This window comes from Veillonella rogosae JCM 15642 (assembly GCF_002959775.1).
In the GTDB taxonomy this organism is placed as follows: Bacteria; Bacillota; Negativicutes; order Veillonellales; family Veillonellaceae; genus Veillonella; species Veillonella rogosae.
In genome coordinates, this window is sequence record NZ_PPCX01000009.1 from 1 (window position 1) to 13,528 (window position 13,528).

Sequence of the window (13,528 nt, forward strand, 5' to 3'; positions counted from 1 at the left end):
ACATTGTAAGGTGGCATTTACCGTTAAAATTAATAATTTAAGTAAAGAGTTAAGCCTATTCTTGAATTGGTTATTCAGCACCAATATTCAAGCTGATATGCCTGGTAAAGGTCGTACATTCAGGCGTAAAACCGCTAAATTTTGGTCCATATGGCCATTGCCACCAAAAGTGGAAGAAGTACATGATGTGGTATATCTTGATGGAATTTACTTAGCTAGGAATTTATGTGTGTTGATTTGTTGCAATGATACTCATGTTCTAGGATGGTATGTCTGTCGTTATGAGCATGCTAGAGCTTGGCAGTGTTTAATGGAACGGATTGCCGAACCTAAAGTTGTTGTGTCTGATGGTGCTAATGGTTTGCCTAAAGCATTACGTAAAGTTTGGCCTCATAGCAGTCACCAAAGATGCTTGTTTCACATTTTTTGTCAGGTTAGACGATATACGACAAGTAGACCTAAAACGTTAGCAGGAAAGGATCTTTATACTCTGGCTAAAGATTTATTTAATGTGAAAACAATGGATCAAGCTCTTGTATGGATTAATGAACTTTCAGCGTGGCGAATGACATATTCTGATTTTTTACGAGAAATGACGATTGATGAATTCGGAAACAAACGCTCTACACATGAGCGTTTGCTTAAAGCCGAATCATCATTATGGCGTCTGATTAGGCAACAAACTTTATTTACATTTTTGGAATGTATTGATATTACAGTACCTACAACAAATAATCGTATTGAAGGTGGAGTAAATGCTCAACTAAGAAGTATGTTACGATCTCATAGGGGCCTTTCACTTGAAAGAAGACTAAAAGCGGTCTATTGGTGGTGCTATATGCACTCACCAAGACCGCTTTCTATTTATTGTCTTTAGACTGGTTCGCGACGTAGTCGCGAATCATAAAACCACCCGCTATGCGGGTGCGGCAACGAAAGTTATACAAAAAAATCACCTTGCTTAAGTATAATGTAGGTGTTCAAGCCGCATTATATACAAAAGAAAGGTGATTTTATATGGCATCAAAGACACAGAGCCTTGCGCACACAAAATGGTTATGCAAATACCACATAGTATTTACACCTAAGTATAGACGTAAAGTTATATATAATCAATACAGAAATAGTTTACGTGAAATACTGAGACGTTTATGTGAATATAAGGGCGTCAAGATTATAGAGGGGGAGCTTATGGCAGATCATGTGCATATGCTAGTGTTAATTCCACCTAAAATATCAGTTTCATCTTTTATGGGATATCTAAAGGGTAAAAGTGCGCTAATGATGTTCGATAAATACGCAAACTTAAAGTATAAATTTGGAAATAGACACTTTTGGTCCGAGGGATATTATGTAAGTACAGTAGGATTAAATGAAGCTACCGTAAAAAAATATATACGTGAGCAAGAGTTACATGACCAAATGAAAGATAAACTTAGTGTAAAAGAATATGAGGACCCTTTTAAGGGTAGCAAGTAATACATATCCCCTTTAAGGGGAGCGTTACGAGTCAATGGCTATGCGGCTTGAACGTAGTGAAAGCCAGCGCCTTTAGACGCTGGCCTAGTACTACGGGCTTATAGCCCGTGAGCAAACCACCCGTTTTACGGGTGGTTCTGATTGTGCGTAAGTAATATTATATTACTATGGCTCAGTTTAGTTTAGCTTAGATAGATTAGGATAGAATAGTTAAGATTAGATTAGAAGTATTGTTTTATAAATAATAGACTTTTAAATTACATTATATATCTTGTATTTTGGTAATATATAGTTATAATAAAATCATAATGTTTTGTTATAAGGTGTTTCTATGGATATAAAAGATATTAAATACATAAGTACTATCGTTGAGATGGCATCGTTCTCTAAAGCGTCTAAAAAACTATATATTTCTCAGCCTGCGTTGAGTCAAAGTATTCGTCGTATCGAAGCAGAGTTAGGTGTTCCTATGTTTGCTCGTGATCGTACTAAGGTTGTGCCGACGGCAGCAGCGTTACAAATTGCAAAAGAAGGGATGCCATTAGTTCATAAAGTAGAGGCTTTAACACAGTCTATCATTAACCAAGGTACGGATGTGGCATATCATGTGCGAATTGGTTTGTCCCAGTTTTATGGTCATCATATGTTAGGTAAAACGCTAAAGAGCTTTCAAGAAATTGAACCATCTTGGGAGTTCCATGTGGTAGAAGGTGAATCTCACTTCTTGGAGCAACAAATTTGTGATGGTTTAGTTGACGTAGGACTATTCCCGACACCTATTTATTCTCAAGCTCTTGAAAGCTATCCCGTACTAGATGAGCAAATCTTGCTAGCCATTAGCGTAGAAAATAAAAAAGCCATCGCTATTGCGGACTCTCTCATGACGCCTGATGGTATTCGAGAAATCGCACCGTTTGGGCCGTTTCCGTTTATTCTTTTGCGAGAGGGCTTAAAGCTACGGTCTTTGGTAAATCGATTATGCCAAGCGGAGTCCTTTGTGCCTAAAGCGGTCATTGCATCAGAAACATTGGATACTTGCCGTTCTTTAGTAGAAGATGATTATGGAATTACTTTCTTGCCGAGTACACTCAATAGTAAAGGTGATGATGATAAAGTTAAATTTTATCCCCTTGCGTCAAAACTTTGTTTCCGTCAATTAGTTCTTGTGGCGAGATCAGATAGAGCAAAACGATTCCATTTGCCGGAAGTAGCAAATATTATGCAGAAATTCTTATAAACTATACAGATGGAGTGTTAGCGTATTTAGTACTACTTACGAATAATAATTTATGTAAAATAGTATCTAAATATAGTATTCTATAGATAAAAGAGGTTAATTCCCGTATGTTACAGGAATTAACCTCTTTTGCTTTATGAAAAAAATCTGAAAGTATCGAATTTAATAAATGTAGTTATTATAATGATTTATAACCATAAATGGGTAAAAAATTTCTCAAAATTTAATTGACAAATGTCCTTTCAAAAAATATACTTATAGTAGTTTAAAACATATTTTGGAGATAGGATTTAAAGCCCCTCATTATGGTGGAATTAACTTGAAATAAATGTAGAATATGTTTTCTTATTATTGTCAGCTGGCCTACGTAGGCCCCTAGGAGGTTTATTATGAGTAAAGACGTGGAAAATAAAAATACCCATGACCATAGCCATGGTGAACATCATCATGAACATCATCATGACCATCATCATGACCATCATTGCCATTGTGGCGGTCATCATCACCATCATGGTCACGACCATGATCATCATCACGACCACGATCATCATCATGACCACGATCATGAACATGGTCATGACCATAATCATGCAAAGGCTATGCCGACGGATAAATGGGTGCCACACACTCATGAACCAGGGGTACCTCATGAACATGGCGTAAACGATTACATGAAAGCCGTTGCTGAGTATCGTAAAACATGGCCTACAAAACAAGATGTAATTGAACAAACACCAGATCCTGCGGTACGTGAAATGATTCTTCGCATGGAGCAAATCGGTTGTGATACAGTGTTTGATCGTTTCGACAAACAACAACCACAATGTACTTTCGGTATTGCTGGCGTATGCTGCCGTATCTGCTTCATGGGTCCATGTAAAATTACACCTAAGAGCCCTCGTGGTGTCTGCGGTGCTGATGCTGACCTTATCGTAGCTCGTAATATGACACGTGCTGCTGCAGGTGGCTTGACTCAACATGGTGCACATGCTCGCGAAATCTTGATTTCTTTGAAAGCTGCTGCTAATGATCAATTGGATATTCCAATTTTAGGGGAAGAAAAAATTCGCACAGTATGTAAAGCTTTCAACATCCCTGAAGAAGGCCGTTCCTTAAAAGAAGTGGCAAATGACTTGGCAGACGTTCTATTAGAAGATTTGAGCCGTGCATTGCCTGGCGAATATAAAACAATTACAGCGTTAGCTCCAGCTGAACGCCGTGAAGTTTGGAAAAACCTAGATATCTTGCCTATTTCCGCGTACAATGAAGCCTTTGATGCATACCATCGTACATGCGTAGGTACAGATGGCGATTGGGAAAGCAACATGAAACAATTTTTGCGTTGTGGTCTTGCTTTCACATTTACTGGCGTAGTGGCAGCGGACATCGCAACAGATGCCTTGTTCGGTCTAGGTGGTCGTCGTACATCCAAAGTTAACATCGGTGCTTTGAAAAAAGGTTATGTTAACATCGCTGTTCATGGTCACTTGCCAACATTAGTATCCCAAATTTGTACAATTGGTGCCTCTGAAGAGTACTTAGAAAAAGCAAAAGCTATCGGTGCTAAAGGTATCCAATTCTACGGTATCTGCTGCTCTGGTTTGTCCAGCATGTACCGCTATGAAAATGTTATTCCATTGTGTAATGCTATCGGTGCTGAGCTTGTACTTGGTACTGGTGCACTCGATTGCTGGGTAGCAGACGTTCAAGACGTATATCCTGCTATCATGGACGTAGCACGTTGCTTCAACACAAAAGTTATTACTACATCTGATGCAGCTCGTTTACCAGGTGCAGAACATATCGGTTACGATCATCACCATACAAACTTGTCTGAAACTAAAGAATTGGCTCGTAAAATCTTGGATCGTGCCCTTGAAGCGCATGAATTGCGCAAAGGTATGCCTGTATTCATTCCGCCATACGAAATCACTGCAGAGGTTGGTTTCTCTCCAGAATCCACTGTTAAACATTATGGTTCCTTCAAACCATTGGCAGAGGCTTTAAAATCTGGTAAAGTTCGTGGTATCGTAAACGTAGTAGGTTGTTCCAACCCTCGCGTTATCTACGAGAAAGCAACTGTAGATATCGTTGATACACTTATCAAAAATGGCTGTATCATCACAACAAATGGTTGTGCGTCCTTCCCATTGATGAAACTTGGTTACTGTAATACAGATGCTATTAAGAAATGTAGCCCTGCATTGCAAGAGTTCTTGGGCGATGATCAACCGCCAGTATGGCATGTTGGCGAATGTGTAGATAATGCTCGTTCTTCCGGTATCTTTGCTGGTATTGCAGGTGAATTAGGTCTTAACTTACCACAAATGCCATTTGCAATGTCTAGCCCTGAATGGTCTAACGAAAAAGGTATCGATGCATCCCTTGGCTTCCGCTTGATGGGTATCAACTCTTACCACTGCGTTGAGCCACCTACACAAGGTTCTGATGCTGTTACAAAATGGCTTAAAGAAGACACTAAGGACATCTTAGGTTCTGTTATGTATGTAAATACTGATCCTGCTAAAGTAGCTGAAAAAATCTTAGCAGATATCGATGCTAAACGTGCTGCTTTAGGTTGGGCTGAAGTAAAATAGTTTATCTTTTGATAGATTATAATTTGTAGTTACGTATAAAAACACCCTCTATAGATCTTATAGTTATTGTGACTATTAGACTTTAGAGGGTGTTTTTTATTGTTTGTTGATAGATTTTTAGTAGTGTTATATTAGCTGTAGCCTAGTATGCTAATTATTTTAGGACTATTAAAGTGCGATGGTTTCGCCGTCTTCAGGCACTGCTACATGGCTTTCAATGTTGTTGCCTTTGATAAATTTGCGCACATCCTTACGACTTGTTGCAGTATGATTAACTGTATCCATGTGAACCGCAATGATTTTAGCCTCTGGTTTGCGTACCACCATGCGGCCAATATCTTTTGTACCCATAATAATACTATCTTCAAAGCCTAAAACTTGAGCATATCCAGTGTTCATAATAATAACGTTAGGATCGAAGCGAAGGAGGGCCTTCTCTACATCACTTGTCCAAACTGTATCGCCTACAAGGTACACAGTTGGTTCGTCTGCTGCTTCAAAAATAACGCCCATCGCATCGCCTGCTAATGGTGCGAGAACTGGATTTGCATACATTTCTACCGTGCCGTGGGAGCCACCTGTTTTTCTTAATGTGATACCATTAAACTCCAGACTTTCAAAAATGATGCGTACATCATTAAAGCCTTGTGAAGTAATAAGTTCTTTGTCCGCTGTATTTTGTACAAAAATAGGAAGTGATTTTGGAATAGCATTAATTGCCGTTTCATCCCAATGGTCGAGATGTGTGTGTGTAACTACCACTGCAGTTACATTGCTCAATAGATTGTCCATTGATAGAGGTAAATCAACCATAGGCATTCTTTGTTGATAGTTAAATGTTCCTTCAAAGCCAGGATACGTATCTTTTGGTGCTAAAAACGGATCAATAAGGAATGTTGTATTTTTTATTGTTAATTTTCCTGTGGCATTTCGAATGTGAGTATATTGTGTCATAGTTATCTCCTTAATTAAATTATTGTCGATTTAATTGAATAGATTATTATTTGTAATTTCTAGAACTAGTATACCTTGTTTTGTTATACTAGTCTCAACAATAATTAACACTATGTTTATTAATAGACACATTGTATAAAAGTGTCTATATTGGAGGTTATATGATAACTCGAAAAGAAATGACACGTATGTTGTTAAAAGAAGGCTTGCTTAGTTGTTTAGCAAACAATTCTTTTGAGTCTGTAACAGTCACATTGTTGTGTAAAGCTTCAGGTATAACTCGTTCTACTTTTTATTTACACTATAGCAATATCATGGAAATTGTTGATGATTTAGTGGATGATGCAATCGCTTATTCAAAGCCAGGAATGGTAGATAATAATAATTTACAAATTATAGCTAACACCTTATCAGCTGCTTCTAATTCTATTTCGTTGAGAGAAGCATACGATTCTATTTTTGATAGACTGCCATTATGTCAGCGTATTATACGACATAAAAAGTATTTACCTTTATTTTTAGATGAACAAATTTCAGAATATGTATTACAACGCATTATCCGGAGTGAAAAAGATCGGCAAGGGCTCGTTATGGCAGAAGCACTTGGGATTTCGTTTGATGTAGGTGTATCCGTTTTTGTATTTTTAGTACACGGATTATATGCTATTAATAAAGAATATAAGTGGACTCAGAGTGATGAGTGGTTAGAAGCTCAGAAAGTTATTTTTGAACTCGTTTATCGTGGTTTACAAAGCAAATAGAATTCATACTCGTATATGTTTTGTCCTATAACCCTATGTTTTAGTATTCTATGAAGTTTTTAGACAACGAAAAAAGGACTCCATATGGAGTCCTTTTTTCATGTAAGGGGAGTGTTAGTATTAATATCAAATGAACCATGTATTTAAACAAGTAGTAGGTTTGGGGTTAGTATTACTTGTCGGGAGATAAATACACGTATGGTAACCAGGGAATTGTTACCTCTATTTATCATTTGATGTAGTTATTATAAAAACAATAAATGAGTTAAAAATGAAGATATTTAATAAATTGCTTTAAATTTCTTATATTTCTAAAAAACTTCGTAATTTAGTTTAATTATTGTTGATAAATATGGGGCAATTTTGGTATTATATATAAAGGAGAAGTTGTATATTTTATAAAGGTTTAATGCCATTAAGCTTTTATAAAGTATACAGCTCTATAGCATGAGAGGAGCAGTCATATGAGTAAAATATTAACCATATTATCGCTTTTGTGGCTACTCAGTATAGGGGGGACTGCTTACGCAACGGACTGGTACTATGTTGGACCAGATGCATCAGGAAACCAATTATTTATTGACAACGACAGTGTACAAAAGAGTGATTATGATGCACTTTTGTGGCTGCGAGTCAATGAACTGGGTGGCGACGAATTGCGGTACAAAGTTTATATCAGTAGATATAATAGAACCATGGAAACATTGAAGGTTGATGCGTACATGGCAGACGGGACGCCGTATGAAAATGTAGAATTTAATGAAAACCCTGAGCCTATTGAGGGTAATACTAATGGGTATGCTATTTACAATTTATTATGGAATTAAAAGAACCATCTAGCACAGCAAACTAGATGGTTCTTTTTATGTGTAAAATATTTATAAATCCTTAGGAATATTATTTATATACTACATTCTCAAAATACTGAGAATGGTATATACATGAAGTGATTAAACTTGGGCAGAATTACGGCTCAATTCTAAGTCTTGAATCATTTGAAGATCGTCCTTAGGAGAGCGACCGCCCGTTGTTAAGTAGCCACCAACCATGATGCCGTTTAGGCCACCTTTTAAAGCGTAAGCTTGTAAGTCTCGTAGATTTACTTCACGACCGCCAGCAGTACGAATCAATGCGTTTGGCAAGATGAAGCGGAATACAGCGAAGGTACGTAAAATATCTAGAGGACGTAATGCTTTATTACTTTCAAATGGTGTACCTTTAACAGGATTTAAAATGTTGAGTGGTACAGAGTCAATATGCAAACGTTTAAGCTCGAATGCCATTTCTACACGTTGTTCTAATGTTTCGTTGAGACCGAGGATGCCGCCAGAGCAAACGCGAATACCTGCTTTTTGAGCATTATCGATAGTAGACATTTTATCTTCGTAGGAATGGGTTGTACAAATATCTGGGAAGTGACTAGGCGCTGTTTCGATATTGGAGTGGTATCGAGTTACACCCACTTCTTTTAATTTGAGAGCTTGTTCGTAAGTTAACAAACCAAGAGAACAGCAGATTTCGAGGCCAATTTCGTTTTTGATACGGTCTAATACGCGAATGATTTGGTTAAATTCATCTGGGTTATTAGTATTACGACCACTCGTTACGATAGAAAAACGAATAGCGCCTGCTTCTTTAGCTTTGCGCGCCGCATCGAGTATGCTTTCATCATCCATGAACGGATATACTTGAACACCTGTTTCGTGATGGGCAGATTGGGCACAGAATTTACAGTTTTCAGGACATTTGCCAGATCGTGCATTTACAATGGCGCATACATCCACTGAATTGTCATTGAAATGCTGGCGAATTTTATCAGCCATAGCAAGTAAAATCATGGTGTCATCGTCTGACGTATGAATCAGCTCGATTGCTTCTTCCTTAGTGATTTCGCCGCCGTTCATAATGCGGTTTGCAATAGTAAGGATTTTTTCGTATGTACCCACTTGGGATGGTTGTTGGTCTGTAGGCAAAGCCATAATAGCCTCCAAGAATTGTTAACTTAATAAAAACATAAAATATTGACAATCTGATTGTAAACCTTCGTGCATAAATTGTCAACCTAATGTATTTATTGGTTAACATAGTTAGATCTAGGGTGCTATAAATTTACTTTGAATCTCCTTTTATGAGAAAAATATGTGATTATCCTATAATTTATATTTATTAATGATTAGGAGAAATTTATTTTAACTATATCTTTTTTGGGCTAATTGATAGCTATTTTTAACTTATCTTTAACGTTTTGTAGTATAATAGACTATTGTAATTACTATATATAACTATAATAAAAAGTACTAATACAAGGAGTGGATATAGATGCAGCCGTTTCGATTTATACACTGTGGTGATCTGCATTTAGGGGCACCCTTTCAATATGCTACAGGTATTAGCCGCGCCGTTGATCGTGCCGTGAGCGAAGCTACCTATGTAGCCTTTGATACAATCATTGACACTGCTATTGACGAGCATGTTCATGCCGTTGTCATAGCTGGTGATATTTATAATAGCGAAGACCATAATTTAGAGGCTCAAGTGCGCTTTGTGCGCGGTATATATCGTTTGGCAGAGCATCGCATTGCAGTCTATATGGTGCAAGGTAATCATGATCCTGCTGAAAGCTGGAAGGCGCAACTACAAATGCCAGATAATGTAAATGTATTTTCTAGTGAACAAGTACAACGCTTCCCGCTCATCGTTAACAATATTGAAATTGGTGGCGTTTATGGTATCAGTTGTGGTCATGGTAATGAAAACGAAAATTATGCTCGTCAATATCGTGCTTTTGAACGGGATGAATTTTCTTTGGCTGTCATGCATGGCACGGTAGGTTCTAGTGTAGGCGCCGAAAATCACAATGTGACTGGTCCGTGCAATTTGACGGATTTAGCTGAGGCCGCAATGGATTATTGGGCTTTAGGTCATATTCATAAATCCCAAATTCTCAGCGAGGAACCTCTCGTTGCATATGCCGGCAATCCTCAGGGCTTACATCGTAAAGAAATAGGTCCTAAAGGGTGCTATTTAGTTTCTGTATCTCACAATGGTCATTGTGAACCGAGATTTATTGAAACTAGTGCTATTCGATTTGAGGAAATCAAAATCGATATTGCTGGTATGCAAAATGAATCTGATTTATTGGAAATTTTGCGCCATAAAAAAGAAAACTTGCGTAAACAGCACAAGAAAAATATTTTACTATCCATTGTTCTCAGTGGTACTGGCCCGTTACATCGCCTATGTACACAAGAGGGCGTGCGCAATTTGTGGCTTCAAGAGTCTCAAAGTGAAGAAAAAAGTAAATCTGTGTTTGTCATGCCTTATCGCATCATTTCTAATACGCGCCCTAGCATTAATTTAGCGGAACGCCGTTTATTATCCGATGTAGTAGGCGACTATTTGCGTGCTTATGACGATATGGTGGAGGGGAATGCTGTACAGACAGTACGCCAAATTTTGGCTGATCGTCCTGAATTTAAACGATTAGGCGTATATACGGATGTATTGAGCGATGAATTATTAATGCGTGCTTTGAAACGTTGTGAAATAGAAGGTGTTACTGTATTGATGGGGGCTAATGATGAACATTAAACGCATACGATTTGATGAATTTGGCCCGTATCGTGATTGGTCTTTCACAACGGGTAACAATGGGGTTCAGCTCATGTATGGCCCTAATGAAAGCGGTAAAACATCGCTGCTCGAAGGGATGCGTACCTTATTATTTGGGGGCACTCATAAGGCCTATGGTCCTATGACTGGCGCTCTCGATGTGGAACGCAATGGTGAAAGCTACTATATTGGCCGCAAAGGCAAACAGTTAGACTTTTACAGTCCTGGAAATCCTGCTATCCATGAAGAGCCTGCTCAGTATTGGTGGCATGGAATTGATAAAAAGACCTATAATCGCATCTTTGCATTGACCTTAGAAGACTTGCAAGGTCTTGATGTATTGCAAGAGGTAGAGGTTCGGTCTCGTTTCTTTGGTGCTGAAGGGGGCGAGCATTTAGGCTCTGTCGTAAAGGATGTGGAAAAAGGAGCAACTGATTTACTCGTAGCATCCTCAAACGGCAAACGTCGTATTAATGTATTGATGGATGAGCTGAAGGAGAATCGCCAAAAGCTAAGTCAATTGGCAGAGCACGAAGCACAATATGTGGAGTTGCAGAAAGCCTTTCACAGTACGGAACAGACGGAAGGTGAGTTACAAGGTCAGCTTCAGGAGTGGAAGGAATACCGTGATGGCGTAGATGTAGTGTTGCGCGCATGGGATACGTATCGCCGTAGTGAGGAGGCGCGTATGCACATGCAGCAGTACAACAGTGAACTCGCTTTGAGCCGCGATGAGTTCCTTACGATCGATGAGGATATCAAACGAGCTCGTGACAATATGCAATTATGGCAAGAAAAGGAAGCGGCGTTAATGCCAGCTAACTTTAGCCCAGATAGTCCGTTTGGCACCTATGGTCAAGATATTGAAGACCTCATTCAACAAGGTGCTAAGTGGGAACAATTACGCCGCGAGTGCGAAGAAGGGGATGCGTACATTCATAAGGTACGCGAGCAACTAGAGTACTCTCGCAAGATGTATTCGGCATGGCGTGATGATGAGCCGATGGCTGAGGATGTTAACTGGTTTGAAGGTGAACGCTTAGCAAGTCGCTTGCGCACTGCTAAAGACCAATTGTTGCATTGGCAGGACCGCAAGCCAGCAGAGGCTTCTGATGACCTCCCAACAGCTAACCTTGAAGGGGCCTCTTTGCCAAATTATAGCGAAGAAGAGTTGGCGAAAAAAGAACATCTCGAACGTGAGTTTGAGTTAATCTTAATGGATATAGATCGAGTGACTGCAAAACGAGATAGTTATGGTCCAGATGCTCAACCGACGAATTTACCAAAATGGTTACAACGCATTAGTGGCATAGGTGCTGTTATTGGCGTATTGCTTGTGTTAGCAGGATTATTAGTTCTTGAATCTGTGCTCTATACTATTGGGGGCTTTATCTTATTGATTCTGTCTATGGCGCTATTCTGGTATGCTACGTGGAGAGCTCATAATGGTAACTCCGATGTATCTAAATTGAACTATGAGTTACAAATCTTATCCTCTCGTAGATCTGATGTAGAACATCAGTTAGAAGCGTTGATTAAGGCAGCTACACCAGTCATTAGCCCTGTGCCAACTTTAGAAGGGGCAGCTCACCTTGATCGATGGATTCAAGAAGGCCATACATTGCAAGGTATTTATGATGAAGCCCTTGCAGCTTGGCAGAATTGGTTGCCTCAAGGGGCGGCGAAGAGCCTTACAGAAGATGATTTCTTCGGCCTCAAGCAAGAGTATGATCAATACCATGAACAGTTGCGGACCATTGAAGGTTACGAGAAGCGTTTAGCAGAACATAAAGAGGGCTTACGCGTTATTGAAGACCAAGCGATGACCTTGTGGTATAACCTTGGTGTAGAGGCGCCTGTATCTCCAACCGAGCTTAAACGCATTTACAACCAATATAAAAACTTCCAACAAAATAAAATTGTATGGGAACAAAAGGAAGCACAACGCAAAAGCTTCCGCAACGAATACGATAATTGGCATCGAAAGGAAAAAGAATTACTCCTTCGCCAAAAAGAATTACTTCATAAAGCTGGTATGGAAAGCTCTAACGAGTACCGTCAACATCTTATTGATGAGGACCAATATAAACAGTGGCAAACCATTTACAAGCAAAGTCAGGTACAACTAGATTTATTAGCACCTGATGCGGAGAATAAAGACTTGTTCTACCGTCGTTTGCGAGAAGGCAACAAAGATAATTGGCTTGATGAATTGGCTCATTCCGAACGGGAGATGGCATCTATCGAAGATAAATTAGCTACCTTGTACGAGCGTCGTGGTCAAATTGTGGAGGCTATGCGTGCTCTTGGATCTGACCAAGAGCAACAGCAAATGTTGCAAGAGCGCGAAGCTCTTCAAAGCGAATTAGAGACTGCCTTGGAAGATTGGGCTACACAAGTTTTGATGAGTCACTGCATGGATAAAGCGCAACAATCTTACGAGCAAGAAAAACAGCCTCACATGCTTGAACTAGCATCCTCTTATATAGAACGTTTGACTGGTGGTATCTATACCTTTGATATACTCGGTATCAACGAAGGGGTTGCTCTTGTTAACGGCAATGGGGAGCGATTAGAGCTTAAGTTCTGGTCTAGTGGCTTAGCTGACCAAGTATACCTAGCGTTGCGCTTGGCACTGGCAAAGGTATTCTCATACCAAGTTGAGTCCTTGCCGATTATCTTAGACGATATTCTTGTACGTTTTGACGAAAATCGTCAACGTAGTGCTTTGGAACTATTGGCTGAAATTGGTAAGAACCAACAAATCTGGTTATTTACTTGCCAACGTACTGTATATGATATGGCTCAATCTATTACTGGTATTGATCGGCATAGATTAAGTCGCAGTTAACTTAAAATCCCTGTGGAAGCTTTTAGCTTTCACAGGG

9 protein-coding genes and 1 pseudogene are annotated in these 13,528 nt (G+C 39.1%); 8 read left to right on the plus strand and 2 right to left on the minus strand.

Annotated features, from left to right (window positions below; genetic code table 11):
- From VRHSUH09_RS04670 to cooS, 4 genes and pseudogenes are all read left to right on the plus strand, one after another.
- Nucleotides 1-865, plus strand: a pseudogene (locus tag VRHSUH09_RS04670) (IS1249 family transposase); the annotation flags it as partial.
- A gap of 152 nt (nucleotides 866-1,017) precedes the next feature.
- Nucleotides 1,018-1,479 (plus strand): IS200/IS605 family transposase, encoded by a 462-nt coding sequence (gene tnpA, locus VRHSUH09_RS04675; protein ID WP_105081301.1) that lies wholly within the window; start codon nucleotides 1,018-1,020, stop codon nucleotides 1,477-1,479.
- A gap of 331 nt (nucleotides 1,480-1,810) precedes the next feature.
- Nucleotides 1,811-2,716, plus strand: a complete 906-nt coding sequence (locus VRHSUH09_RS04680) for a LysR family transcriptional regulator (RefSeq protein ID WP_054748537.1) — start codon at nucleotides 1,811-1,813, stop codon at nucleotides 2,714-2,716.
- A gap of 389 nt (nucleotides 2,717-3,105) precedes the next feature.
- Nucleotides 3,106-5,313: an anaerobic carbon-monoxide dehydrogenase catalytic subunit gene (gene cooS / locus VRHSUH09_RS04685; RefSeq protein ID WP_105081530.1), complete on the plus strand. Its 2,208-nt coding sequence runs from the start codon at nucleotides 3,106-3,108 to the stop codon at nucleotides 5,311-5,313.
- A gap of 168 nt (nucleotides 5,314-5,481) precedes the next feature.
- Here the strand turns inward: cooS and VRHSUH09_RS04690 are convergent, their stop codons facing one another.
- A complete protein-coding gene (locus VRHSUH09_RS04690) occupies nucleotides 5,482-6,267 on the minus strand; it encodes an MBL fold metallo-hydrolase (RefSeq protein ID WP_054748535.1) in 786 nt (261 codons plus the stop codon).
- 161 nt (nucleotides 6,268-6,428) lie between these two features.
- Between VRHSUH09_RS04690 and VRHSUH09_RS04695 the strand changes: the two genes are divergently transcribed.
- Both VRHSUH09_RS04695 and VRHSUH09_RS04700 read left to right on the plus strand, forming a co-directional pair.
- Nucleotides 6,429-7,028 (plus strand): TetR/AcrR family transcriptional regulator, encoded by a 600-nt coding sequence (locus tag VRHSUH09_RS04695; protein ID WP_054748534.1) that lies wholly within the window; start codon nucleotides 6,429-6,431, stop codon nucleotides 7,026-7,028.
- Between the two features lie 464 nt (nucleotides 7,029-7,492).
- A complete protein-coding gene (locus VRHSUH09_RS04700) occupies nucleotides 7,493-7,855 on the plus strand; it encodes a hypothetical protein (RefSeq protein ID WP_105081531.1) in 363 nt (120 codons plus the stop codon).
- A gap of 123 nt (nucleotides 7,856-7,978) precedes the next feature.
- On the opposite strand, the gene bioB is transcribed toward VRHSUH09_RS04700, so the two are convergent.
- Complete coding sequence (gene bioB, locus VRHSUH09_RS04705) at nucleotides 7,979-9,007, minus strand: biotin synthase BioB (RefSeq protein WP_105081532.1); 1,029 nt, start codon at nucleotides 9,005-9,007, stop codon at nucleotides 7,979-7,981.
- A 340-nt stretch (nucleotides 9,008-9,347) separates the two neighbouring features.
- Between bioB and VRHSUH09_RS04710 the strand changes: the two genes are divergently transcribed.
- Together VRHSUH09_RS04710 and VRHSUH09_RS04715 are read left to right on the plus strand one after the other, a co-directional pair.
- Nucleotides 9,348-10,619 (plus strand): metallophosphoesterase family protein, encoded by a 1,272-nt coding sequence (locus VRHSUH09_RS04710; protein WP_105081533.1) that lies wholly within the window; start codon nucleotides 9,348-9,350, stop codon nucleotides 10,617-10,619.
- Nucleotides 10,609-13,491 carry an ATP-binding protein gene (locus tag VRHSUH09_RS04715; RefSeq protein WP_105081534.1) on the plus strand — a complete coding sequence of 961 codons (2,883 nt, stop codon included), beginning with the start codon at nucleotides 10,609-10,611 and terminating at the stop codon, nucleotides 13,489-13,491. The genes VRHSUH09_RS04710 and VRHSUH09_RS04715 overlap by 11 nt, the downstream gene beginning before the upstream one ends.
- Nucleotides 13,492-13,528: the final 37 nt, after the last annotated feature.

What these genes read in the sequence shown, in the direction of transcription:
- VRHSUH09_RS04715 (WP_105081534.1), top strand. Translation starts at nt 10,609, where the DNA reads ATGAACATTAAACGCATACGATTTGATGAATTTGGCCCGTATCGTGAT.
- tnpA (WP_105081301.1), top strand. Translation starts at nt 1,018, where the DNA reads ATGGCATCAAAGACACAGAGCCTTGCGCACACAAAATGGTTATGCAAA.
- VRHSUH09_RS04680 (WP_054748537.1), top strand. Translation starts at nt 1,811, where the DNA reads ATGGATATAAAAGATATTAAATACATAAGTACTATCGTTGAGATGGCA.
- cooS (WP_105081530.1), top strand. Translation starts at nt 3,106, where the DNA reads ATGAGTAAAGACGTGGAAAATAAAAATACCCATGACCATAGCCATGGT.
- VRHSUH09_RS04695 (WP_054748534.1), top strand. Translation starts at nt 6,429, where the DNA reads ATGATAACTCGAAAAGAAATGACACGTATGTTGTTAAAAGAAGGCTTG.
- VRHSUH09_RS04690 (WP_054748535.1), bottom strand. Translation starts at nt 6,267, where the DNA reads ATGACACAATATACTCACATTCGAAATGCCACAGGAAAATTAACAATA.
- VRHSUH09_RS04700 (WP_105081531.1), top strand. Translation starts at nt 7,493, where the DNA reads ATGAGTAAAATATTAACCATATTATCGCTTTTGTGGCTACTCAGTATA.
- bioB (WP_105081532.1), bottom strand. Translation starts at nt 9,007, where the DNA reads ATGGCTTTGCCTACAGACCAACAACCATCCCAAGTGGGTACATACGAA.
- VRHSUH09_RS04710 (WP_105081533.1), top strand. Translation starts at nt 9,348, where the DNA reads ATGCAGCCGTTTCGATTTATACACTGTGGTGATCTGCATTTAGGGGCA.